The sequence below is a fragment of the Mycolicibacter algericus DSM 45454 genome (assembly GCF_002086455.1).
In the GTDB taxonomy this organism is placed as follows: Bacteria; Actinomycetota; Actinomycetes; order Mycobacteriales; family Mycobacteriaceae; genus Mycobacterium; species Mycobacterium algericum.
Window position 1 is genome coordinate 13,003 of record NZ_MVHC01000021.1, and the last position, 23,325, is coordinate 36,327.

The 23,325-nt window shown below is 65.2% G+C and carries 22 protein-coding genes and 1 pseudogene; 14 read left to right on the forward strand and 9 right to left on the reverse strand.

All coding sequences use genetic code 11. The features are described from left to right. Window positions 1-297: 297 nt before the first annotated feature. Complete coding sequence (locus BST10_RS16640; RefSeq protein WP_083039126.1) at window positions 298-1,119, reverse strand: mycofactocin-coupled SDR family oxidoreductase; 822 nt, start codon at window positions 1,117-1,119, stop codon at window positions 298-300. 210 nt (window positions 1,120-1,329) lie between these two features. Then, window positions 1,330-1,506: pseudogene (locus tag BST10_RS22615) on the reverse strand (thiolase C-terminal domain-containing protein); the annotation flags it as partial. Between the two features lie 195 nt (window positions 1,507-1,701). On the opposite strand from BST10_RS22615, the gene BST10_RS16645 reads away from it, so the two are divergent. Then, the gene (locus BST10_RS16645; protein WP_083039127.1) at window positions 1,702-2,388 is read left to right on the forward strand and encodes a TetR/AcrR family transcriptional regulator; all 687 of its coding nucleotides are present in this window, start codon (window positions 1,702-1,704) and stop codon (window positions 2,386-2,388) included. A gap of 451 nt (window positions 2,389-2,839) precedes the next feature. Here the strand turns inward: BST10_RS16645 and BST10_RS16650 are convergent, their stop codons facing one another. The 7 genes from BST10_RS16650 to BST10_RS16680 form a co-directional block, all read right to left on the reverse strand. After that, complete coding sequence (locus tag BST10_RS16650) at window positions 2,840-4,336, reverse strand: class I adenylate-forming enzyme family protein (protein WP_235673550.1); 1,497 nt, start codon at window positions 4,334-4,336, stop codon at window positions 2,840-2,842. Further along, a complete protein-coding gene (locus tag BST10_RS16655; protein ID WP_083039130.1) occupies window positions 4,336-5,487 on the reverse strand; it encodes an acetyl-CoA acetyltransferase in 1,152 nt (383 codons plus the stop codon). Before BST10_RS16655 ends, BST10_RS16650 begins: the two co-directional genes overlap by 1 nt. Next, window positions 5,484-6,506, reverse strand: a complete 1,023-nt coding sequence (locus tag BST10_RS16660; RefSeq protein ID WP_083039132.1) for an acyl-CoA dehydrogenase family protein — start codon at window positions 6,504-6,506, stop codon at window positions 5,484-5,486. Before BST10_RS16660 ends, BST10_RS16655 begins: the two co-directional genes overlap by 4 nt. Window positions 6,507-6,525: 19 nt before the next feature. Continuing rightward, entirely contained in the window at window positions 6,526-7,698 is a 1,173-nt protein-coding gene (locus BST10_RS16665; protein WP_083039134.1) for an acyl-CoA dehydrogenase family protein, read from the reverse strand. A 190-nt stretch (window positions 7,699-7,888) separates the two neighbouring features. After that, complete coding sequence (locus tag BST10_RS16670) at window positions 7,889-8,650, reverse strand: aldolase/citrate lyase family protein (RefSeq protein WP_083039136.1); 762 nt, start codon at window positions 8,648-8,650, stop codon at window positions 7,889-7,891. Further along, window positions 8,647-9,471, reverse strand: a complete 825-nt coding sequence (hpaH, locus tag BST10_RS16675; RefSeq protein ID WP_083039214.1) for a 2-oxo-hept-4-ene-1,7-dioate hydratase — start codon at window positions 9,469-9,471, stop codon at window positions 8,647-8,649. The genes BST10_RS16670 and hpaH overlap by 4 nt, the downstream gene beginning before the upstream one ends. Window positions 9,472-9,481: 10 nt before the next feature. Next, the gene (locus BST10_RS16680; protein ID WP_083039138.1) at window positions 9,482-10,393 is read right to left on the reverse strand and encodes an alpha/beta fold hydrolase; all 912 of its coding nucleotides are present in this window, start codon (window positions 10,391-10,393) and stop codon (window positions 9,482-9,484) included. A gap of 200 nt (window positions 10,394-10,593) precedes the next feature. On the opposite strand from BST10_RS16680, the gene BST10_RS16685 reads away from it, so the two are divergent. From BST10_RS16685 to BST10_RS16745, 13 genes are read left to right on the forward strand one after another with little or no spacing between them, the layout of a single operon-like run. Next, on the forward strand, window positions 10,594-10,848 hold the full coding sequence (locus tag BST10_RS16685) for a hypothetical protein (RefSeq protein ID WP_083039140.1): 255 nt from the start codon (window positions 10,594-10,596) through the stop codon (window positions 10,846-10,848). 32 nt (window positions 10,849-10,880) lie between these two features. Further along, complete coding sequence (locus BST10_RS16690; RefSeq protein WP_205277462.1) at window positions 10,881-11,999, forward strand: thiolase family protein; 1,119 nt, start codon at window positions 10,881-10,883, stop codon at window positions 11,997-11,999. After that, entirely contained in the window at window positions 11,996-12,445 is a 450-nt protein-coding gene (locus BST10_RS16695) for a Zn-ribbon domain-containing OB-fold protein (protein ID WP_083039144.1), read from the forward strand. The genes BST10_RS16690 and BST10_RS16695 overlap by 4 nt, the downstream gene beginning before the upstream one ends. After that, window positions 12,442-13,740, forward strand: coding sequence for an aromatic ring-hydroxylating oxygenase subunit alpha (locus BST10_RS16700; RefSeq protein WP_205277371.1), 1,299 nt, complete (start codon window positions 12,442-12,444; stop codon window positions 13,738-13,740). The genes BST10_RS16695 and BST10_RS16700 overlap by 4 nt, the downstream gene beginning before the upstream one ends. 4 nt (window positions 13,741-13,744) lie before the next feature. After that, window positions 13,745-14,260, forward strand: a complete 516-nt coding sequence (locus BST10_RS16705) for an aromatic-ring-hydroxylating dioxygenase subunit beta (RefSeq protein WP_205277461.1) — start codon at window positions 13,745-13,747, stop codon at window positions 14,258-14,260. Between the two features lie 5 nt (window positions 14,261-14,265). Continuing rightward, window positions 14,266-15,873 (forward strand): class I adenylate-forming enzyme family protein, encoded by a 1,608-nt coding sequence (locus tag BST10_RS16710; protein WP_083039219.1) that lies wholly within the window; start codon window positions 14,266-14,268, stop codon window positions 15,871-15,873. Further along, window positions 15,870-16,655: an enoyl-CoA hydratase/isomerase family protein gene (locus BST10_RS16715; protein WP_205277370.1), complete on the forward strand. Its 786-nt coding sequence runs from the start codon at window positions 15,870-15,872 to the stop codon at window positions 16,653-16,655. Before BST10_RS16710 ends, BST10_RS16715 begins: the two co-directional genes overlap by 4 nt. Window positions 16,656-16,663: 8 nt before the next feature. Beyond that, a complete protein-coding gene (locus BST10_RS16720) occupies window positions 16,664-18,154 on the forward strand; it encodes an aldehyde dehydrogenase (protein ID WP_083039148.1) in 1,491 nt (496 codons plus the stop codon). 24 nt (window positions 18,155-18,178) lie between these two features. Next, window positions 18,179-18,769, forward strand: coding sequence for a flavin reductase family protein (locus tag BST10_RS16725; RefSeq protein ID WP_083039150.1), 591 nt, complete (start codon window positions 18,179-18,181; stop codon window positions 18,767-18,769). Further along, window positions 18,770-19,945, forward strand: coding sequence for an acyl-CoA dehydrogenase family protein (locus BST10_RS16730; RefSeq protein ID WP_083039151.1), 1,176 nt, complete (start codon window positions 18,770-18,772; stop codon window positions 19,943-19,945). It begins immediately after the preceding gene. Between the two features lie 22 nt (window positions 19,946-19,967). Next, window positions 19,968-20,864: an LLM class F420-dependent oxidoreductase gene (locus tag BST10_RS16735; protein WP_205277460.1), complete on the forward strand. Its 897-nt coding sequence runs from the start codon at window positions 19,968-19,970 to the stop codon at window positions 20,862-20,864. Window positions 20,865-20,884: 20 nt separating this feature from the next. Beyond that, the gene (locus BST10_RS16740; RefSeq protein WP_083039154.1) at window positions 20,885-21,622 is read left to right on the forward strand and encodes an alpha/beta fold hydrolase; all 738 of its coding nucleotides are present in this window, start codon (window positions 20,885-20,887) and stop codon (window positions 21,620-21,622) included. A gap of 7 nt (window positions 21,623-21,629) precedes the next feature. Beyond that, complete coding sequence (locus BST10_RS16745; protein WP_083039155.1) at window positions 21,630-23,060, forward strand: class I adenylate-forming enzyme family protein; 1,431 nt, start codon at window positions 21,630-21,632, stop codon at window positions 23,058-23,060. Window positions 23,061-23,325: the final 265 nt, after the last annotated feature.

Here is a 23,325-nt window from a genome sequence, read left to right on the forward strand (position 1 = left end):
CGTGCACACCACGAGTGTCGGCGGGCAGCTCGGGCGGGAAACACCTAGGCATGCGGAGCGCACTTCTGTGAGCAGGCAACGGCGACGGCAGCGACATCGGCACAACCGGCGATGTCACCCCGCTGAGCACCCGCTGCGGCAAATCATCGGAATTACCATCAGGCACAACCATTTCCACCCGGCCGGCCAAGACACCAACCGGCACAGGGTGACAACACCGGCCAAACCCGCCGTAGCGTCGCCGAAGGCGAACCAGCCGCGCAGATTTCGTTGCCGCCGGCACCATGGATATCGCCCTTACCCCTGCCGCACCGCGAAGCCGGCATCGAGCGGCCAGGCGGTGCCAGTGATGAATTTCGCCTCGTCGGAGACCAGGAAGGCCACCGCGCCGGCGATGTCTTCGGGCATCAAAACCTCTATCGGCAGCGCGTTTTTCATAGCCGCCACGGCCACATCGCCTGCCTCGAGCAGCGCTGCCATGGCTTCGTTCATCACCATACCGGTCGCGACGCCGGTCGGGTGAATAGTATTGACGCGAATGGAATACTGCGCCAGTTCATTTGCCCATACCTGCATCAGTCCGACCAGGCCACGCTTGGCTGCGGTGTAGGCCTGTCCCCCGGCCCGGTCGGTGCCAGTGCCCTTGAGGCCGGCACTCGAACTGGTGAGGACAATCGAACCACCGCGGCCTCCGTCGATCAACGCAGGGGTGGCTGCTTCGACGGTGTTCCACACGCCGATCAGGTTGACATCGATGATGTCGCGGAAGATCTGACGACGATCACCGTCACCGGTGAGCCGGATGATACCGGCGTTGGCGATCACAATATCGAGGCGGCCGAATTCACGTACACCCTCGTCGACGGTCTGCTGCAACGCGTCCGCGTCGCGAACGTCGGCTTGCCGAGCAACGATCCGCCTGCCCTCGTTCTCGACGAGCTTGATCGTTTCCTCGAGGTCGTCGGGCGTCGCATTCGGGTAGTCCATCGAATCGATGTCGCGGCAGACGTCCAGCGCGATGATGTCCGCCCCGTCTGCGGCCAGTCTGACCGCGTGTGCGCGACCCTGACCGCGTGCGGCACCGGTGATGAACGCAACTTTGCCTTCGAGATTAGTCATTACTGTCAGCTCCCTATCGTGTCACCGGTCAGGCTGCCGGTGTGAATTGTGGCCTGGCCGTCGCACGTTCCGCTCGTGTTGGCCTTGGCGGTGAGGAACCACCAAACATCTCCGGTTGGTGGCAGCCCAGAACGGCTTCGGCATCCTTGTCCACCGCGATCTGGATGTGCTGGCCGGCAGAGGTGGTCGCCAGCGTGACGGTCGGAGCGTTCACCCCACCCTCTCCAGGATCAGTCCGCTGACCGAAATGCTGGCGGTGATGCCGGTGACGAGCGCCAGCTCGGCGTCGATGATCTGGGTGGTCGCGGTACCGCGCATGTGTTCGACGCCTTTCAATATGTGGGCCATGCCGATGATGTAGGCCTCCGAAAGTTGACCGCCGACTCCATAAAGGGGGAGTCATCCGAGTTCGTCAGATCACGCTCGTTGCTCCCCCTGCGCTGGTCCTACTCCCTCAGAATCATGATGCCAGCCACGGGATCCGAAGTCCAGCATTTCTAATGGCTTGTCATTAGCATGTCGGCGAAGGGATCATGTCGACGAAGGATTCAGAGCAAGCCGTGCAGGCCAAGAGGAGGGCCGATGACCGGGCAGGGAACCGATGTACCCGCCGCCGGCCGGCGCCGCAATGCCTCGGGCGAGTCCACGCGGATAATGTTGATGGAGGTCGCTGAGCGACTGTTCGCCACCCGCGGGATCGAGGCCGTGACCCTGCGCGAGATCCAGGAGGCGGCCGGTCAGTCCAACACCTCGGTGATCCGCTACCACTTCGGTTCCCGCGATGGCCTGATCTGCGCGCTCATCGCGCACCGTCAGCGCGCGCTTGGAACGGACCGCCAGCAGATGCTGAAATCCATGCACGAGGAGGGGCGGGAAGCGGATCCGCGCGCGGTGGTGTGGCTGCTTGTGCGGCCGCTGGCGAACAGCATAAGGGCAGGCGAGATGTTCGTGCCGTTCCTGGCCCGAATCAGTGAGGATCCCCAAGCACACAGCGACTATTGGCCGCAGCATCTCGAGGACGAGTGGACCCAGGAGAGGCTGGAGGAGCTCGTCGACGCCGCCCTGCAGGATTTGCCCGAGCGGATCCGGCGCGGCCGGACGTTCCAGCTGTACACCAGCCTGATCAATGTGCTGGCCGCGGCGGCACGCTCCGGGCACGGGCTGGGCGAGGCGCAGTTACACAACTACGTCGACACCTGGGTCGGCATGCTGACCGCGCCGGTATCTTACGAAACCCGTGCGCTTTTCGCCAGCCGCAACGACGGCTGAGCTACTCAACCGCCGCTGATTACGTCACCCGCCGGCAGGGCCCCTTGCCACGTCGCATCGGCCAGTTCGCCCAGCAGGCCGAGCTCATATCGAGACTCAGATCGAGGCGATCGGCAGTGACGTGTCTCCAACGGCTGTGACTCAAGGCGTCTCCGCGCGATGCTCTCGTGCGCGCAGTCCGGTTACCGCCGCAATTAATGCGTATGCATTACTCCTGCTATCTGACACTTCGGAACGGCGGTGGCGCCGTGCAGGGCGGTGCGATCCCGCTGCTGTTCGATGAAGTCTTGCGCCGGTTGACCAGACCTCGTGGTGCGCAGCTGGTTCGTCAGCGGACGGGGGCGCAAACGCTGCGGGCTGAATCACCCACGGCAACGCGGTGTGCGCCGAAGCCGAGGGTGCCTGTACACGCGCTGCGACCGGGGCAATCCCTGAACCAAGGCTATCGCTGCTATCCAGTCGTTCGGCGACGCTGAATATCTTTGTCGTGCAGCGTGATCAACTCGCGCAGCGCGACGCGGTCAGGTTTGAGCATCGCTGTCAACGGCAGCTCATCGACGATGAGCAGTTCATCAGGGGCCTTGTAGTCGGCCAGCTCACGCGCCACATGCGTGCGTAGTTCGGCCAGTGTCGGCGGGCTGGTCGGGTCGGCCGCAACCACACATGCAACGCCGATCTCTCCGATCACCGGCGTCGGGCGCCCCACCACTGCGGCCTGGTTCACACCGGCGTGGCTCACCAACACCCGTTCCACCTCGACCGGATGCACGTTGTAGCCACCGCGGATATACATGTCGCCGCTGCGACCGACGATCGACAGGTTGCCATCCTCGCGCAGCACCCCCATATCACCGGTCCGCAGCCACCCATCCCGCAGCACTGACGCGGTCAACTCGGGGTCACGCCAGTAGCCGCGCATCAGGCAGGGGCCACTGACCTCGATGACACCGTCGCCGGCCACCCGCACCGTCATACCGTCGGCCGGGCGTCCGACCGTTTGAGATTGGACGTCGGGGGGATCGTCGGGGGCGGTGCCGCAGATCGTCGGGCATTCGGTCATCGCGTACCGCACGACCAGCGGAACCCCGATCCGCTGCGCCACCCGGCGCACCAGATCAGGCGACGCCGGCGCGGTCGCCGCTACCCCAATCCGCAGGTGCGGCAACGCTTCCGGGCAGACCCCGTCGACCTCGAGCAGCTTCGCCCACTGGGTCGGCACCGCCCCGGCCACCGTGACCCGCTCGGTACGGAGGATCTCGAACATTCCCGCTGCCGACCACGGCGACGGAGGCACTACCAGTGTGGTGCCCCAAACCAGCTGGTCCCAGAGCTTGAACATGTAGCCCGCGTGGGCGAACGGTGTGGACGTGAGCCGCCGGTCATACGGCGCGCTCATCACGCCTGCCGATAGCGCGCCTGCTTGCAGGCCGGAGGCGTCGAACACGGCACCTTTGGGCGCGCCGGTGGTCCCACTGGTGAAGATGAGGGCGACGGGGTCACGACGATCCAGCGTGACGGCGGGCGGCTCGCTTCGGCCCGAGGCGATCGACAGTGACCCGCGCGACAGCACCGGCTGCCCACCCGTCGGAATCCGCCCAAGTTGATCGTCAGCAACAATTAACGCCGGATCACTGTGATCCACAATGAATTCGATCTCCCGCGGCCCGAGCCGCGGGTTCAGCCCGGTGGTGATCGCACCGATCATCACCGCCGCGGCGTAGCAGATCGCGTAGTCGATTCCCGACGGCAGCCAGAGCGCCACCACGTCCCCTTTGCCGACCCCGAGGTCGGCGAACTGGACCGCGACGGCACGGGCCCGGTCGATCCATTGGGCGAAGGTCATTCGTCCATCCGGTTCAACATAGGCTTCCCGGTTGCCATGGGTGTCGGCGGCGGCCTCCAGCACTGACCGGGCGTCGAGAAAGACTTTGCCCAGCGGCGGAGCCACTAGGGCTCCTCGGCGCCGAGGATCATAGTGCCGCTGGAACAGAACCAGCCGCCGGTGCCGCTGACGCAGGCGATCCTCGCATCGGGGACCTGACGCGGTCCGCATTCACCGCGCAGCTGACGGACCGCCTCGACCAGCAGGAAAAGGCCGCGCTGCCCGGGGTGACAAGCCGACAGACCACCGCCGTCGGTGTTGGTGGGCAGTTCCCCTCCGAGACGCAACGTTCCCTTCTCGACGAAGTGGCCGCCTTCCCCTTTCGGGCAGAAGCCGAGATCCTCCAGCGTCAATAGCAGCATGTAGGTGAACGCGTCGTAGAGTTCGGCGACGTCGACGTCGGCGGGCCGCACCCCGGCCCGCGCGAACGCCAGCGGACCGCTGACGGATGCCGGGCCGACGGTCATGTCGTCCCACTGCGAGGTCAACATGTGCGAGGTGGTTTCGGCGGCCCCCAGCACCCACACCGGGCGCGATCGCAGATCTTTGACCCGATCGGCATTGACCAGTACGACGGCGGCGCCACCGTCGCTGCGTATACAGCAGTGCAGCTTGGTGAAGGGGTCGGCGATCATCGGACCGGCCAGCACATCGTCGATCGCGATGGGGTCGCGATAGTGCGCCTCGGGGTTGTCGGCGGCGTTGAACCGGGCCGAGACCGCGACCTCAGCGAGCTGCTCGATGGTGGTTCCGTACTGGTGCATGTGCCGCCGGGCCGCCATGGCGTATTTGGAGATCAACGTGTGACCGTAGGGGGCCTCCCATTGCAGCGGCCCACGCGCGCCCCAGTTGATGCTCGCCCCGCGCAGTCCTTTCCGGAGATCCGACCGCGCGGTGGAACCATAGGTGAGCAGGACGACGTCGGCGTGGCCGGCGGTGATGGCGTCCACGGCGTGCGCGGCCATCACCTCCCAGGCTGCGCCGCCGACGGCTGTAGAGTCCACCCAGCGTGGCCGCAGCCCCAGGTACTCGCCGACGTCGACCGGGGGCAACGTACCCTGTCCGGTCGACGCCAGTCCGTCGACGTCGGCGGGCGACAGACCCGCGTCCGCCAACGCCCGCCGGCTGGCCTGGGCGATCAGCTCGTACGGGCCCTTGTCGTCGACGCGCCCCACGTCGGACAGTGCGACGCCGGCGACCGCGACTGCCCCGCTCACTGCGCGCGTTCCTGGGCCAGCAGTTCGGCCAATACGTCGGTGGGCTCGGCAATCAGGTGGCGGAGCACGTGCGCGCGTTTGAGATACAGATGCATGTCGCTTTCGAAGGTGTATCCCATCCCGCCGAAAACCTGGATTCCGGCGGCCGCGTTATCCACCGCCGCCGATCCCGCCACCGCGACCGCCGACAGCACCTGAAGCAAGGCATCGGCGCGTTGGCTGTCCAGTGCTATTGCCGCGAACAGGGTTTGCGCGTGAGCGGCCTCGGCGGCTAGTTCCATGTTCACGCAGGCGTGTTTGACCGCCTGGTGGACGCCGATCGGCTTGCCGAACTGCTCTCGCGTTTTGGCATGCTCGGTCGCCAGAGCGGTCGCCGCTGCGGCGAGACCGGTGAGGAACGCCGCCGACAGCACCATGGCGCGGCCCCAGATCCAGTCCTCGTCGGTCGCCAGCCAATGCAGCGGTTCGGCGGACTGCACTGTCGCCGACGCTATCCGGGTGCCCGGATCAGCGGATTCCACGACAACGGGTTGGCCGAACTCGGCGATGTCGACCAGCGCGGCACCGCTGCGTGCCAGCACCAGACCGTAGCCGGCCCCGGCGGGATCGAACAGATCGAACGTGCCTTTGACCGGACGGGCCTCGCCGTCGCCGCGCAGGACCGCCAGCGCGACTAGGGCGTTGCCGGTGCCGATCCGGTGTGCCAATTCCAGATCACCGCATTTGGCCGCCACTCGCGCGGCGAGTGTGCCGGCCAGGAACGGCCCCGGGGCAAGCCGTCTGCCCAGTTCCACGTGCAGCAGCACCTCGTCGTCGATGTTGCGGCCCGACCCGCCGAGCTCTTCCGGTAGTGCAAGCGTCAGCAGTCCGAGCTCGGCGCCTTCCCGCCAGGTACTGTGCGGTACCGCTGATTCCGCGTCACGGCTGCAGCGGATATGGTCCACCGGCATCCGCTCGGTAAGAAAGTCGCTTGCGGCCGCGATGATTTCGAGCTGTTCGGCGTCAGGCAGCAAATTCACGAAGTACTCCCGGCTTTGGTCATCGAGGTAGTCCCAACACGCGCTCGCCGATGATGTTGCGTTGGATTTCTGATGTGCCCCCACCAACGGACTGCGAGAACGCGTAGTAGTAGTAGCCCACCCAACCGTCGGGATCCCATCGCGACGAGCCCCGGATCGCGGCGGGCCCGAGGATGTCCATAGCCAGCTTGCCGATCTCTTTGGCCAACTCGGCGTACATCAGTTTCACAATCGAGCCGCGCGGGCCAGGGGTTTCGGTCTCCATCGCCTCACAGATATTGGTGTAGGTCAGTGCCCGCAGCGACGCGACCGATGCCCGGGCTCGGGCCAACCGTCGCGCGATCTCGTCGTCGGCGATGGCCGGGCGGCGACCATCCGGGCCGACGTGATCGCGGGCATAGTCGATGAGGTCTTCGATGATCTTGGCGAGCCGCACCTGGTGGGCGGTGAAGGCGGTGCCCCGCTCGAATGACAGTGTCGCCATCGCGACCGACCAACCGTTGCCGATGTCGCCGACGACATTCTCCAGTGGGATGCGCACGTTGTCGTAGAACACCTCGCAGAACTCAGAGCCGCCCTCGATGGTCTCGATCGGCCGGATATCAATCCCCGGTGTCGACATATCACAGATGACCCAGGTGATCCCGGAGTGTTTGCTGCCGGTGTTGTCGGTGCGCACCAGTAACTCCTGGTAGTCGGCGAGGGTGGCGAAACTCGTCCACACCTTCTGCCCCGACACGACAAGTTCGTCACCATCGATGACCGCCTTGGTTCGTAGCGCAGCCAGGTCGGACCCGGCGTCCGGCTCAGAGAAGCCCTGGCACCAGATCACCTGACCTCGCAGGATCTTCGGCAGATGAAACGATTTCTGCGCGTCGGTGGCGCGGGTGATCAGGGTCGGTCCGGCGTGCGAGAGACCGACGAAGCACGCATCAATACCCGGGAAGCCGCGAGCGGCGTACTCCTCATACCAGATCAACTGCTGCAACAGGGTCAGTCCCCTGCCGCCATACTCAGTCGGCCAGGCGATGCCGGCCCAGCCACCTTCCCACTGGGTGCGTTGCCAGGCCAGGTCGTATTCCCGGATGCCGGCATCATCGCGCGGCCGCGGTTCGGTTGGCTTGTTCTCGTCCAGCCAGGTACGGACCTGATCACGGAAGTCGATCTGGTCAGGAGTGAAGTCCAGGTCCATAACCGTCGAGTATAGGTGACAGGATAGTCAGAAATAAAGCATCTTCGCGGCTTCCCGCCCCCGACCACAACGAACCGTCTCGCCCTCAACAAGCATGGACCATCGCGAATACCTCGTACAACACCATGGGAATGGGCCTTCCCTCACGCTGGTGACGTAACAGTCAGAACTGCCGCGTTCATGGCTGGGTTCAGCGCCGGTACCTCTCGGCTAACTGCTCAGCACCTCGGGCCAGCAGTGCTACGTCGGCACCAACGACCACAAAACTCGCCCCCGCAGCCACATATCGTCGCGCGATGGTCTCGTTGAATGCGTTCACCCCGGCGCACTTGCCGTGCGCCACGATCGTCGCCAGCGCATTCTCGATGGCGCTTACCACATCCGGGTGTTCGGGCTGCCCCAGCTTGCCCAGCGAGGCGGCCAGGTCGGCGGGGCCGATGAACACCGCGTCCACTCCGTCGACGTCGGCGATGTCATCCAGCCGAGCCAGACCCGCCGCCGTCTCCACCTGAACGGTCAGCGACACCGAGTCATCGGCGGTGCTGAGATAGTCGGTTATTCGATTCCACCGGGACGCGCGCGCCAACGCACTGCCGACCCCCCGGATTCCCGCCGGCGGGTAACGGGTGGCCGCGACCGCCGCGGCGGCCTCCTCGGCGCTGCCGATCATCGGGACGATGATGTTTTGCGCCCCGATGTCGAGCACTTGCTTGATGAGCACCGGGTCGGCCGCCGGCGGACGCACCACCACCCCGACGTCGGGATAGCCGGCCAGCACCTGCAATTGGTACAGGGTGGTGCGCAGATCGTTGGGTGCATGCTCCTGGTCCAGCAGCACCCAGTCGATGCCTGATCCGGCGCAGATCTCGGTGACGTAGCCGCTGCCCGAGGCGACCCACATGCCGAACTGAGGACGGCCACCGGAAATCCGTTGCGCCCACGGGGTACTCATGGCGCCACCTGACGTTCGAACATCACCGACACCGTGCCGAGCGGACCGTAGTCGCCGACAAAGGTGTCCCCCGGTTCGGCGAACACCGGCTTGGTGAACGATCCGGACAGGATCACCTCACCGCGTTGCAGTGAAACCCCATGCGGAGCAAGGCGATTTGCCAGCCATGCCACGCCGTTTCCCGGATGGTTGAGCACTGCTGCGGCCACCCCGGACTCCTCGATGGTGCCGTTGCGTGACAACAGTGCGGCTACCCAGCGCAAGTCGACGTCGAGCGGCCGGAACACCCGCCCGCCGAGCACCAGGCCCGCGTCAGCGGCGTTATCGGCAATGGTGTCAACGATCGTGCGCAGATGACCCGTGTCAGGGTCGGACATTTGTACGCGGGCATCGAGGATCTCCAATGCGGGGGTAACGAACTCGGTGGCCCGCAGTACGTCGAACAGCGTCACGTCCGGTCCGCGCAAAGTCTCCCCGAGCACGAACGCCAACTCCACCTCGATGCGGGGGCGAATGAAGCGGCCGGCCGGCACCCGCCCGCCGTCTTCGACGAACATGTCGTCGAACAGTGCGCCGTAGTCCGGCTCGTCGATGGAGACCGCACGTTGCATCACCTTCGAAGTCAGACCGATCTTGCGGCCCTTGACCACCCGCCCGTCGGCGACCTTGAGGTCCACCAACGCACGCTGCACCGCGTAGGCGTCGTCGATGGTCATCTCCGGGTAGTCCAGGGACAACTGGCGGATCGGCGTGCGGGTCTGCTCGGCGACGTAAAGGCGTCGCGCGATGTCGTCGATTTCAGCGGGGCCGGGCCGGCTCATCGGCACAGTCTCACTTGCTGAGGAACGCGACGGCGGCCGGATTGAACAATTCGGGATCCTCGAAATGCGGCCAGTGCCGCACATTCGGCATCTCGAAGACCTCCGCCTGGGGGATCAGTTTGGCGATCGAAGTAGCCGTCTCCTGATAGACACCGTGGTCGCGGCCCGAAGCAACGACCATCACCGGCGCGGCGATCGCCTTCCAGTCCTGTTCGGGAATGAGGTTGCGATCGCGGGCGGCGGCGTCTTGCAGGATCAGCAGATGGTCGATGGTTTCTCTGGTGTCGTCGCGCCGGTAGATCGCCTGGCGTAGCCCGATGAGGTCGGGCAACCGGTTGGCCTCATCGGCGATCAAGTGGGCAAACACCGCATGCAGCGACTCCCAGGTGGGTTCGTTGACAGCCTTCGTGCGTTCGGCGCGAATCCGCGCCATATTCGCCGCCGCCGCCTCCTTGCCCGCCGGCGACATCAGGATCACCTTCGACACCCGGTCGGGTTGGGACACCGCGATCGTCGCCGCGACCCAAGCGCCGAGCGACATCCCAACAAAGTTCGCTCGCTGGATGCCGAAGTGGTCCATCACCCCGAGCACATGCTCGACGTAGACGGGGATCTCGTAGTCGTAGTCGGGCTTAGCGGAAAAGCCGTTGCCGACCATGTCGATCGCCACGCAGTGGAAGTGTTCGGAGAGCGCCGCCAGGTTCGGTGCGAACGTCTCCCAATGTCCACCGGTTCCGTGCAGCAGCATCGCATGCGGCTTATCGGGCGATCCTGCCTCCGCGTAGCGGGTGCGCACGCGAGCACCGTTGACCTCGATATCGACAAATCCCTGCCGGACGGCAACCTCCTTGAGATACATCCAGATGCTGCGGTAGTCCTCGGTGTCGATCACCGACGCCTGCAGCGCTGCCCCTTCGCTCATCCCGCCCTCCCTCGCAACGTTGATTTCTGACATTAGTGTCAACTGATATGGCTGGCCGTCGATGACCGTCTCCAAGTCCTACTAGTCTGCATGTTCCCATGTAGAGAAAGCAACGTCGGCCCCCCAGTGCCCGCAGTTCGCCGTCGGCAACGACGTTCGATTTATTGATTCTGACAGTCGTATGCGGTATTACTGAGGGGGTGAACAGCCCCGCAGCGGGACGCCGCGTACTCGTCGACTTGATCAACGAGTTCGCGGCCGTGCGGTTGTCGCTGGACGTCAGCGGCAACGGCCCCCGACTGCTGGTCGAGGACCTCGAAAGTGGCGACCAGATCTTCTTGTGCCCGCTGGAGCTGTCGAGCTTCACCCTGGCCACCGCGCAGGACCGGGAAGACTGGCTGAAAGTGGGCAGCTACCGGGGCGATCGGCGGCCCAGAGGTGGTCAGCAATCGTGACGGCGCCACAGGTGACCCTCGTCGGGCTGGGCATGACGGCGATGTCACTACGACCCGGCGCCACAGCACTTGAGCTGGCCTGCCAGGCGACGGCCGCTGCGCTTGCCGATGTCGGCCTCGAACCTGCCGACGTCGACGGGCTGCTGGTGGGTTCATCTCAGGGCATCCGGCCGGACCGGTTGGGCGTCGGCTTTGCCGCCCAGGGCGGCTTCGCCGACTTGCGTTTGCTGGAGCACGTCGAGATCAAAGGCGCGACCACGATCGCGATGATCCAGCGCGCCCGGCACGCAATCGCGACCGGTGAAGCATCGACGGTGGTGTGCGTGTTCGCCGACGCACCGCTTGCCGAAGGCAAAGGGTCGGGTTCGCTGTACGCGCACAGTGGTGGCAATACCGGGGTGCGCGGACTGGAACGTGCCTCCGGCTTGCTCGGGTCGGTGCCGACCTACGCGTTGCTGGCCCAGCGCTGGCTGCATATCACCGGCACCAGCACCGACGCGCTCTGCGCGGTGGCCACCACAGCGCGACGCTGGGCGGCGGGGAATCCCGACGCGGTCAACCGCGAACCACTCGACGAGGACGGTTACCTCGCCAGCACGATGATCGCCGAGCCGCTGCGCTTGCTGGACTGTGCGCGACCGGTCAACGGCGCGGTCGCCGTCGTGCTCACCGGACAAGAATCGATCGGCACTACGCGGCTGAAGATCCGCGGCGCCGGCCGCGACCATCCGGTGCGACGCCGCCGCGCCGGAGCGGAATCGTGGTTCGGTGGCGGGCGTCGCGCCGTCGATAACGCACTGGCCGAGGCCGGTATCGCGCGAGCCGATCTGGACATCGCCGAACTCTACGATCCGTTCTCCATCGTCACCCTGGTGTTGCTCGATGAATACCGGCTCACCGGGGATACCCCGGTGGGGACCTTCGTCCGCGACGGTCACACCGGCCCCGGTGGAACGCTGCCGACCAATACGGGCGGCGGCCAGCTGTCCGGCTTCTACCTGCAGGGCATGACGCCGCTGGCCGAGGCCGTGATCCAGCTGCGGGGCGCCGGCGGCGGCCGTCAGGTGCCTGACGCGGCCATCGCCCTGGTCGGCGGCATCGGTGGCCGGATGGACCACCATGCCGCGCTGGTGCTGGAGCGGGCGGCATGACGACCGTTACCGATGTCGCCGACCAAGACTGGCTGCTGGAGTCGGTGCTGGCCCCGGCGATTGGGGGGGACGCGATTCGCCCGCTATACGACGCAGCCGCGCGTGGTGAGCTGGCACTGCCATTCTGCGGATCCTGCGCCCTGGCGCTCGAGCTTGAACAGCTGGTCTGTGACGGCTGCGGCCACACCGGACGGCAGTGGAGGGCGGTCGAACCACGCGGCACGGTGCACGCCGCGACGGTGATGCACCGCCGCGAGCCGGGGCTGGTCCGCTCCGCGGATCCCTACCCGATCGTCGACGTCGAACTGGACAGCGGGCATCGGATCGTGATGACCCTCATCGCACCCGGTTCCGCCCCGGACATCGGCACACGCGTTCGCGTCGGATTCCGCCACCTCGGCGACGCTGAGCTTCCCGCCATCGAGATCCTGGAGGTCCCTGAATGACGACTGCGGCAAACCCCGTTACCTTCAATCAATTCGACGATTTCGACGTCACCACGGTGGTGCGGAACGACCGTGTGCACGGCTCGGTGTACACCTCGCCGGAGATCTTCCGTCGTGAAATGAACACCATCTTCAAGACCGGCTGGGTCTACGTCGCCCACGAGAGCGAAGTCAGCGAGCGCGGCGATTACCTAACCCGGATGATCGGTTACAACCCGGTCGTAGTGGTGCGTAGTAAAGACGGTGTCGTGCGGGTGCTGCTGAACCGCTGCTCGCACCGCGCCAACAAGCTGTGCAATGCCGAGAAGGGTAACGCCAACGCGTTCCGCTGCCCCTATCACGGGTGGACATTCGGCAACAACGGCGCGCTGCAAGGCGTTCCGATGAGAGAGTGCTACGGCGACAACTTCAACGAGGTGCGTTCCGAGCTCGGGCTGGCACAGGCGCCGCGGGTGGACAGTTATGGCGGTTTCATCTTCGCGTCGCTGACACCAGACGGTGTGACACTGCGCGAACATCTCGGCGGAGCCACCCGCGCCATCGACCGGCTACTCAACCTGTCGCCCTCCCGCTCGATCGATCTACGAGCGAACTGGATGAAGCACCTGCACCATGCGAACTGGAAGATGGTGGTGGAGAACAACGTCGACGGTTATCACGCGCTGTTCACCCACGCATCGGTCTACGACGCGATCCGGCCGGCCAAGGTCTCGCACGTACCAACCAAGGTCGACGTGCTGGTCCGTGACATAGGCAATGGGCACTCCGAGATCGACTACAGCAACGAATACCGCAACCTCGACGAGGAATTCGTCTGGTACGGCCGGATCCCCCGAGCTAAGTTGCCACGCTACGTCGATGCGCTGGAACAGGAGTATGGCCCGGATCAAGCCCACGATGCGCTGGTGGTCGGCCCGCCGCACACACTGATATGGCCCAACCTGTTTCTGGCGGAGATGAACGTAATGTTCGTTGAACCGCAGTTGCCCAACCGCACGATCGCCTACACCACCGCCGTGCTGATTCCCGGGCAGGACGAGCTGAACGAGCGAACACTGCGTCGATCAGAGGGCGCCATGGGGCCGGCGGGCTTCCTGATCGCCGATGACGGCGAGATCGGCATGCGAAACCAAGCGGGGCTGGCGGCCGAGCAGCCGGAGTGGCTGGTGTTGTCGCGCGGGATGGGAAATGACGTGACGGACGAGACCGGAATCATCAACAGGGACAAGAGCGCCGAGACGCCACAACGCGGCTTCTATGCGCGCTGGGCCGAAGTTGTCGGCGGGAAGGCGTGAGGCGATGACTGTTGAATCTCAACCGGTGACCCGCCCCGCAACACGGCCGATGCCGGATGCCGACATTCTGGCATTTCTCTACCTTGAAGCCCGGCTGGCCGACGAGGGTCGCTACTCGGAGTGGGAATCGCTGTGGGCCGACGATGATGACGCGGTCGTATACCGGGTGCCGATGCACCCGGATGACGACCCACGCACCACCCTTGCCTACATCAATGACAACCGAAGGCGGATCAAAAGCCGGGTGGCCCAACTGAACACCGGCAATCGACATTCCCAGACCCCGCCATCGGTGATGCGCCGGCTGATCTCAAACAGCGAGATCATCGATCAGACACCCGACTCGGTGACCGTCGAGTCCAACTTCGCGCTGTTCGAATACCGTTTGCGTCAACGGTTCTGGGCTGGCCGAGTGATTCACACCGTTCGTCGATCGGGAGAGGAGCTGCGCCTGGTACGCAAGGTGGTACACCTGATCGACGCCGGCGGAGCGCTCGACACGCTGGCATTCTTGATATGACGGCCATGCTGATCGGAGATATCGCCACCAACAACGCCCGGCGCTATCCGAGCAAGCGTGCCCTGGTCGACACCGACCGGGAACACACCTGGTCAGAGGTCGACGAGCGGGCCCGGCGGCTGGCGTCTTTGCTGGCCGACCGGGGGCTGGCGCCTGGGGATCGGGTGCTGGTGATCGCCCGTAACTGCATCGAGTGGCCGGAGATCTCGTTCGGGCTGGCCAAGGCGGGGCTGATCGCGGTCCCCGTGAACATCCGGCTCGCGCCTGACGAACTCGCCCACGTCCGCGACGATTCCGGGGCGCGTGCCGTGATTATTCATGCCGACCACCTCGAGCGGTTCATCGACGAACTGGCGGGTTTGGCTGTGCTGTTGGGCATCGGTGCGCGCCAAGCGATCGGCGATAATGCGTTGATCACCGACTACGAGACCGCGTTGGCACACGCCCGGCCCGCCGCGCCGCAGCTGCGCCCCTGCCCCGATGACGTCGCGGTCATCCTGTATACCAGTGGCACCACCGGACGGGCCAAGGGCGTGATGCACACCCATCGCGGACTGCTCTACCAGGCTGCCGACACAAACCTGGTCACTGAGGCCAACCGATCCGATGTGATGCTGGCCACGACGCCGTTCTTCACCGCGGGTGGGATGGTGCGCACCGTATCGTGGCTCTACCTCGGTCAAACCATGGTGATCCACCAGCGGTTCGACCCACAGGCCGTGATCGACGAAATCGAGCGTAGCAGAATCACTTTCACGACGTTCATTCCGACCATGTTGCACCGGACGCTGTCCATCCTCGAGGAGGGTCCACGCCGCGATATGTCCAGTCTGCGCCGGATCTCCTATGGCTCGGCACCGGTTCCGCCGGGACTGGCGCGCAAGGCGATGGACCTTCTCGGCTGCGATCTCCAACAGCGCTATGGCTTGACCGAGTGTGGCGGCCAGGCGACGATCTTGACTCCGCGGGACCATCGCGACATCGTCGCCGGCAAGACCTCGATCGCCACGTCGTGCGGTCAGGAGACACCGATGTGCTCGATACGCATCATCGATTCCGAGGGAAATGAGGCTCCCGCCGGAGACGTTGGCGAGATCGTCATCGTCAGCCCGGCCAACGCGATCGGGTACTGGAACCGGCCGGAACAGACCGCCGAGGCATTCCGCCCCGACGGGTTGCACACCGGCGACCTGGGTTACCTCGATACCGAGAACTACTTGCATATCACGGGCCGCATGACCGACATGATCATTTCTGGAGGCTTCAACGTCTACCCCGCGGAGATCGAACGGGTTATCGCACAGCATTCCGGCGTTGACCTGGTCGCGGTGGTCGGCGTACCCGACCCGGAGTGGGGGGAGACGCCCGTCGCGGCGGTGATCCCTAAGCCACACGTCACCGACCTGGGCGAACTCACCGCTGAACTGACCGTGCTGTGCCGAGCAGAGCTGGCCGGCTACAAGCAGCCCCGCCGGTTCGAGTTCTGCGAGGAGTTCCCGCTAGGGCCAGCCGGCAAGATCCTCAAACGGGAGATAGTTAGTCAGGTCATCGAGGGCAACAGCGCGGCTGCGAGAATGTCGGTGCTATCCGGGCCCAACAAGGAGCGGCCGTGACCGACTTGGACAAGCTCACCACGATCGAGTTCGACGTCGCCGACCACGTCGCCACGGTGACACTGAATCGGCCCGACAAACTAAACAGCTTCAATAAAGCGATGGCCGGTGAACTCTGCGCGGCATGGGCCCGGGTCCGTGGCGACGACGACATCCGCGTCGTAGTGCTGCGCGCCAACGGCGACCGGGCGTTCTGCACCGGGATCGACGTCTCCGAGGGCACCTGGTGGACGCACCAGCCGATCTTCAACCAGGAAGATCCCGGAGCCGTCCTGGGGCCGAAGGCACACAAGGTGTGGAAGCCGGTGATCGCCGCCCTGCACGGGATCGTCGCCGGTGGTGCGATGTACTTCGTCAACGAATGTGATTTCTCGATCTGCGCGGAGACCGCGACCTTTTTCGACCCGCACGCCAACGTAGGCATCGTCTCGGCCCTGGAGCCGATGGGCATGCTGGGACTCGGGGTTCCCTACGGCGAGGTGATGCGGTGGGCGCTGCTCGGCAGCGAGGAGCGGTTGACCGCCCAGACCGCGTTGCGCATCGGACTGGTTACCGAGATCGTGCCCGACGAGCGGTTGCGCGACCGGGCCGCCGAACTGGCCGCCGAGATCGCCGCCCGCCGCCCTCAAGGTGTTCAGGGCACGGTGCGAGCAATGTGGGAGGCCCGGGATCTCTCGCCGAGCCTGCGGCAGCGCCATGGCATGGCTTACACCCACCTCGGAAACGCCGGTGACGGCCGCAGCGACTCGCGTACCAACAAGAAACCGCCACGGACGCGCTGAGGACGATGATGACCGAGACAGCGACTCAACAACTGGCTGCGTTCGAGCTACTAATCGGCGGTGAGCAGACCCCCGCCGTCTCCGGTGCGACCTACGACAGCGTCGATCCGTTCACCGGCCGTACGTGGGCCAGGGTCCCCGATGCGAGCGCCGCCGACGTCGACCGTGCGGTGGCTGCCGCACGAGCCGCGCTGAACGGGCCGTGGGGCGAGCTCACTGCGACCGCCCGCGGCAAACTTCTGTGGAGGCTCGGCGAAATCGTCGCACGCGAGGCCGAGAGCCTGGCCGATCTTGAGGTCCGCGACGGCGGAAAGCTGGTGCGCGAGATGGTCGGACAGATGCGCTCACTGCCGGACTACTACTTCTACTACGCCGGACTCGCTGACAAGCTTCAGGGCGAGGTGATCCCGACCGACAAGCGAAACTACTTGGTCTATACCCGTCATGAACCGGTCGGGGTGGTCGGCGCGATCACGCCGTGGAACTCACCGCTATTACTGCTGACCTGGAAGCTGGCTGCAGGCCTGGCAGCGGGATGCACGTTTGTGATCAAACCCAGTGACCACACACCGACTTCGACGCTGGCATTCGCGAAGTTGTTCGCCGAGGCGGGTTTCCCGCCCGGGGTGGTCAACGTCGTCACCGGATGGGGGCCCGAGACGGGTGCCGCGTTAGCGGCACATCCGGACGTGGACAAAATTGCCTTCACCGGCTCGACGGCGACCGGCATTCAGGTCGGCAAGACCGCGATCGAGAATATGACCCGGTTCAGCCTCGAGTTGGGCGGCAAATCGGCTCAAGTGGTTTTCGATGACGCCGACCTCGATGCGGCCGCTAACGGTGTCATCGCGGGCGTGTTCGCCGCCACCGGCCAGACGTGCCTGGCCGGGTCACGGCTACTGGTGCACGAAAACGTCGCCGAGGAGTTGGTGCACAAGGTCATCGCGCGGGCATCGACGATCAAGCTCGGCGACCCGAAAGATCCCGGCACCGAAATGGGCCCAGTGGCCAATCGGCCCCAGTACGAAAAGGTGTTATCGCATTTCGCTTCCGCACGCGAACAGGGTGCAACGATTGCCTATGGCGGCGAACCCGCTGGCGACCTCGGGGGTTTCTTCGTCAAGCCGACAGTCCTGACCGGGGTGAACCCGTCGATGCGGGCGGTGGCCGAAGAGATTTTCGGCCCGGTTTTGGCGGTGATGCCGTTCAGCGACGAAGACGAAGCAATCGCAGCGGCCAACGCCACCGAATTCGGCCTGGCCGCTGCGGTGTGGACCAAGGACGTCCACCGGGCGCACCGGGTCGCGGCCAGGCTCCGAGCGGGGACGGTGTGGGTCAACACATATCGGGTTGTCGCACCCCACGTGCCATTCGGCGGCGTCGGGCACAGCGGCATCGGCCGCGAAAACGGCATCGCGGCCATCAAGGATTTCACCGAGACCAAAGCGGTGTGGGTGGAACTGTCCGGGGCAACCCGTGATCCATTCACGCTCGGATGAGCGTCGAACCAACAAGGAGACCACATGACTATCGACTTCGATGCGGCCAACAGCGTTCTGGCCGGCTTGCGGCCGTTTCCGGTTGCCGTCACCACAATCGACGACGACGTCGCCAACGGACTGATGTCGCTGTCGGCCGGCTCGGCGGGCATTGTGCCGGAGCTGCCGCGGGCCACCGTCAGCCTGACCAAGTACAACAAGACCCACGACATGCTGGTGAACTCCGGAGTTTTCGCGATGCACATGCTGTCCGCAGGTGCTGACGAGATCGACAAATCGCTGGAGATCCTGATGACGCTCGGCGGCAGTTCGGGGCGCGACGGAGACAAGATCTCGAAGCTGCGGACCAGGGCAGGCGTCACCGGCTCCCCGATCCTGCTGGACGCGCACAGTTATGTGGAATGCCGGGTCACCGGCGCGCTGGATAATGACGAAAACACCATTTTCGTCGGTGACGTGGTAGCCGCGGAGCTGTTCAGCTCGGCGCAACGGCTGCGGATCGGCGAGGCCTGGAGCAAGCTGCCGCAGGAGTGGATCGAGCAGTACGAGGCCAACCACGTTCCGCAGCTGGAAAATGCGCGTCAGCACCGGCTCGCCGCGGCGCAGCGAGCATAGATGCCCGGTCTGGACGCGGCAACGGCCGGAGCCTGGGAGCTGCCGGAGGAGCTGATCATGCTCCGCGGCACGGTACGGCGGTTCATGGCGGCTTACGTTCATCCCCTTGAGGCGAAGCTGGAACACGACACCGTCGGCCTACCGCGCGAAGAGCTCGTCGAATTGCAGGCTAAGGCACGGGAGCTCGGCCTGTGGGCACTACAGACACCAGAGGAGTTCGGCGGCGCCGGACTCAGCGTTCTCGGTCAAGTCGTCGTCGCCGAGGAGGCGTCCAAATGCCGGATGGGGGCATTCTTCCCGGCCCTCGGTGCGTTCGGCGGAAACCCCCCCAACGTCATGTTCAAGGCGTCACCCGAGCAATTCGCCAAGTACGCCCGGCCCATTATCGACGGCGCGATGACCAAGGCGTATACCGCTATCACCGAGGCGGCGGGCGGATCCGATCCGGCCCGGGCGATTCAGCTCAAGGCTGTGCGCGACGGGGATGCTTATGTGCTCAATGGCTCGAAGATGTGGATTTCGCACGCACCAAGTGCCGACTGGGGGGTGGTGTACGCCCGTACCGGTGAGGGACGCAACGGGATCTCCTGCTTCATCGTCGAAAAGGACACGCCTGGACTCACTTTCCACCGGATCGGGGTGATGGCGTCGTTCGCGCCCTACGAGCTGCATTTCGACAATGTCCGCATTCCTGACGACCAACTGATCGGCGAGGAGGGGCAGGGCTTCGCCCTAGCCAGTGACTTCCTCGTGCACGGCAGGATCATCTACCCGGCCGGCCCCATCGGCATCGCGCAGTCAGCCCTCGAAGAGGCCTGTCAATGGGCCCGCGACCGAGATGTGTTCGGAGGCAAGCTTGCCGACAAGCAGGGCATCCAATGGATGCTCGTCGACAGCGAGGTGGAGTTGCGCGCCGCACGACTGCTGATGTATCAAGCGGCGTGGAACATCGACCTACGCTACGCTGATGTGCGAACAGACGCGTCCATCGCCAAGCTGTACGGTACCGAGGCTGCCTACCGGGTGCTCGATCGCTGCATCCAGATCCACGGCGCCTTGGGACTGTCCAAGGAACTACCGCTCGAGCGCTGGTTCCGCGACCTGCGGGTCAAACGTCTAGGCGAAGGTTCCAGCGAGGTTCAGCGGGAAATCATCGCCCGCTCACTGTTGCGATAGGAGCGCTGTGCGGTACAACCTGATGTTCCCGATGCGAGCGGTCAAGCACTGGGCCCAATGGAGCCAGGGCGCGAGCCTCGGCGACGTGGCCAAGCTGGTGGAACAGGCTGGTTTCGACGGTTTTTCGATGTCGGAGCACCCATACCCCGACCGCGAGTGGCTGGCCCGCGGCGGTCATCACGCGTTCGACCCGTTCGTGTCGCTGAGTTTCGCTGCGGCCGCCACCACCCGTATCCGAGTGATGACTTACATCCTGGTGTCGGGCTACCGCAGTCCCTACTTGACCGCCAAATCGGCCGCCAGCTTGGACCTGCTGTCCGGCGGCCGCTTTACGCTGGGAACCGGCGCCGGCTACCTCAAGTCGGAGTTTGACGCCTTGGGCGCTGACTTCGGCCGGCGGGGCGCGTTGCTAGATGAGGCGATCCAAGCCTGGAAGGCCACTTGGGCTGGTGATGAGCACGGCGGTCCGGAGTTCGGGGTGAGCGACCATGTCGCCCTTCCGCTGCCGGTGACGCCGGGTGGTCCGCCGATCTGGATAGGCGGCAACAGCGCTGCTGCCCGGCGCCGCGTCGTCGAGGTCGCCGACGGCTGGATGCCGATGGCGGCATCCGGTGAGATGGCGGCGATCACCCGCGCCCAGCCCTTGGAAGACATTGCCACCCTGGCTGAATGGATCGCCGTCGTCAACAAGCGCCGCGCCGAACTGGGTCGCGGCCAGGCCGACGTGTCCTTCGTCCCGTTCGAAGCGGACCTGCTGGTCAGCGGCGACTGCGAGGCGTTCTGCTCGGCGGTGCGGCCCCAACGCGCCGCGTACGGCGACGCCGGTGTCACCTGGATCACCGTCGAACCGGCCAGCCGCAGCTTCAGTGACTTTCGCACCGACATCGACGCCCTGGCGTCACAACTGATCCACCGCTGACCATTGAAGGACCCGCTGCCATGCCACTGCCGGATTTGGTGCTCGTCCACGGCGGCGAACACGCAGGCGATTGCTGGGATCTGACCGTCGCCGAGCTACGTCGGCAGGCACCGGAATTGCGCACGCTCGCGGTGAACCTGCCCGGCCACGGCGGCAAGCCGGGAAACCTGGCGACGGACACCATCGGCGACTGGGTGAATTCGGTGGTCGCCGACGTCGAGGAAGCCGGGCTCGGTGACATCGTGATCGTTGGTCATTCGATGGCTGGAGTGACGGTGCCCGGCGTCGTCACCAAACTGGGTTCACCGCGCGTTCGGGAGATGATCCTGGCCACCGCCTTCGTACCACCGCAGGGTTCGGCCATCGTGGACACCCTCGACGGACCGCTGGCCTGGTTCGCCCGACGTGCTGCGAGGATCGGCAGACCGATGATGGCTCCGAAGCCTGCGGCCCGGTACGCGTTCTGCAACGGTATGACGCGGGAACAGCGCAGATTCACACTGTCCCGGCTGTACCCGGAGTCGACGCGCATTATCGCCGAGCCCGTCGACCGCAGCGGCCTGCCCCAGGACGTGCCGCGGACGTGGATCCTGACCACCAGCGACCGGGCGCTTTCCGTCCAGTCCCAGCACGCCAGCATCGAGGCGCTCGGCGGCGTGCAAACGGTGATCGCCCTCGACGCCTGTCATGACGTGATGGTCAGCCATCCAGAGCTGCTGGCGCGCACGCTGATCGAACGGTGCAGAGTGTATTGCTGACGAAACCATGACGTGGCTGCAGCAGGTAGTGGCGATGCACGCGGACAATGACCGGCCCGCCGTGATTGACGACTCGTCGGCCGTCAGCGGTCGGGAGCTCATTCAAAAGGCCTCGCGCGCCGTTGATCTCATTGCCGAACTGGCGGTCCCGCCCAATCATGCGGTCCCGGCTTTGCTGACAACCAATTCCGACTCGCTGGCACTGCTGTTGGGCGGGGCGGTAGCCGGCTCGCCGCTAGCTCCGCTGGGACCGCTCCTGTCAGCGGATGAGTTGGCACCGGCGGTACGCGACACCGGTTCACCGGTTTTGCTCACCGAATCAGCGTTCCTCGCGACGGCACATGCGGTCGCGGAGATCACCGGTGTGCGGGTCGTCGTGGTGACCGCCCTATCCGTAACAGCGTCAGCTACACCGCTGGCATCGACTCCGCCGGGGCCCGCCTTCTATCTGCACACGTCGGGAACGACGGGTACGCCCAAAGCCGTGGCATTCACCCAAACAGTCCTTGAGGCCCGTGCCGCGCTATTGCGCGAACTCATCGCCATCGGCCCAGGCCACTGCTACGCCACGGGCTCGCCGATCCACCATATCGGCGGACTGGGCAATACGCTCGTCGCATTACACGCGGGCGCTACCATCGTTGCTACTCAACGATTTTCGATTGAGTGGTGGCGGAGCCTGCCCCCACTGGGCGTGACACACTGCCTGCTGGTTCCCTCGATGATCGAGATGTTACTGGCAGAAAATCTGCTCGATACGGTGCCCTTGCAAACGCTGATCTACGGTGCGTCCCCGATCTCCCCCGCCACTTTGCGCCGACTGCTCGACGCGCTGCCCGAGGTCAGCCTGGTCAATCTCTTCGGCCAGACGGAAGGCAGTCCGATCACCTGTCTTTCGCCGCAGGACCATCGCCGGGCGGCGGAGGGGCGAACCGACTTGCTGCGTACCGTCGGTCATCCGGTTCCCGGCTTGCGTCTGCGCATCGACAACCCCGACGAGTCTGGCACCGGCGAATTGCTGGCCGCAGCACCGCATCTGTCGTTCCACGGAACCGACGGGTGGCTACACACCGGAGACCTGGGGGCGGTCGACGCCGAGGGGTATGTGCACCTGCGAGGTCGCCGCCACGACATGGTCATCCGCGGCGGTGAGAACGTGTACCCGCTCGAGGTCGAGAACGTGCTTGCCAGCCATCCGGGGGTCGCCGCAGCAGCCGTGGTCGGTGTCCCGGATTCGCGGCTCGGAGAGGACTTGGCCGCCTTCATCGTGAGCGCCGACCCCATGCGTCCGCCCGATCATGGGGACCTGCGGACCTTCACTCGCTCCCGGCTTGCTGGTTTCAAGGTGCCAGCCTACTGGTATGACGTTTTTAGCTTGCCGCTGAACCACGCGGGAAAGGTCAACCGCGTCGCGCTACGCGGCCGGCACGAAACTTAGTAGGCAACTCACCGGGGCAGCCTGGCCGGGGCGATCATCGGGTGACGTTGGCGAAAGAAAATGTAACCGTACGAGCGAGCGCAACCGCGACGGTCGGCCGGGGCGACCCACTGCGCGGAGTGGACGCAATTGAACCTTGCGCGATGACTCCGCGGATGGACTCGTACGAAGAGAAGCGATCGGCAACAACGCACGCGGCCGTCCCGGGCGCAGGCAGCATGTCCAGTCCACTGATCTCGACCTTCAAGAGATCATCTTGGTGAGA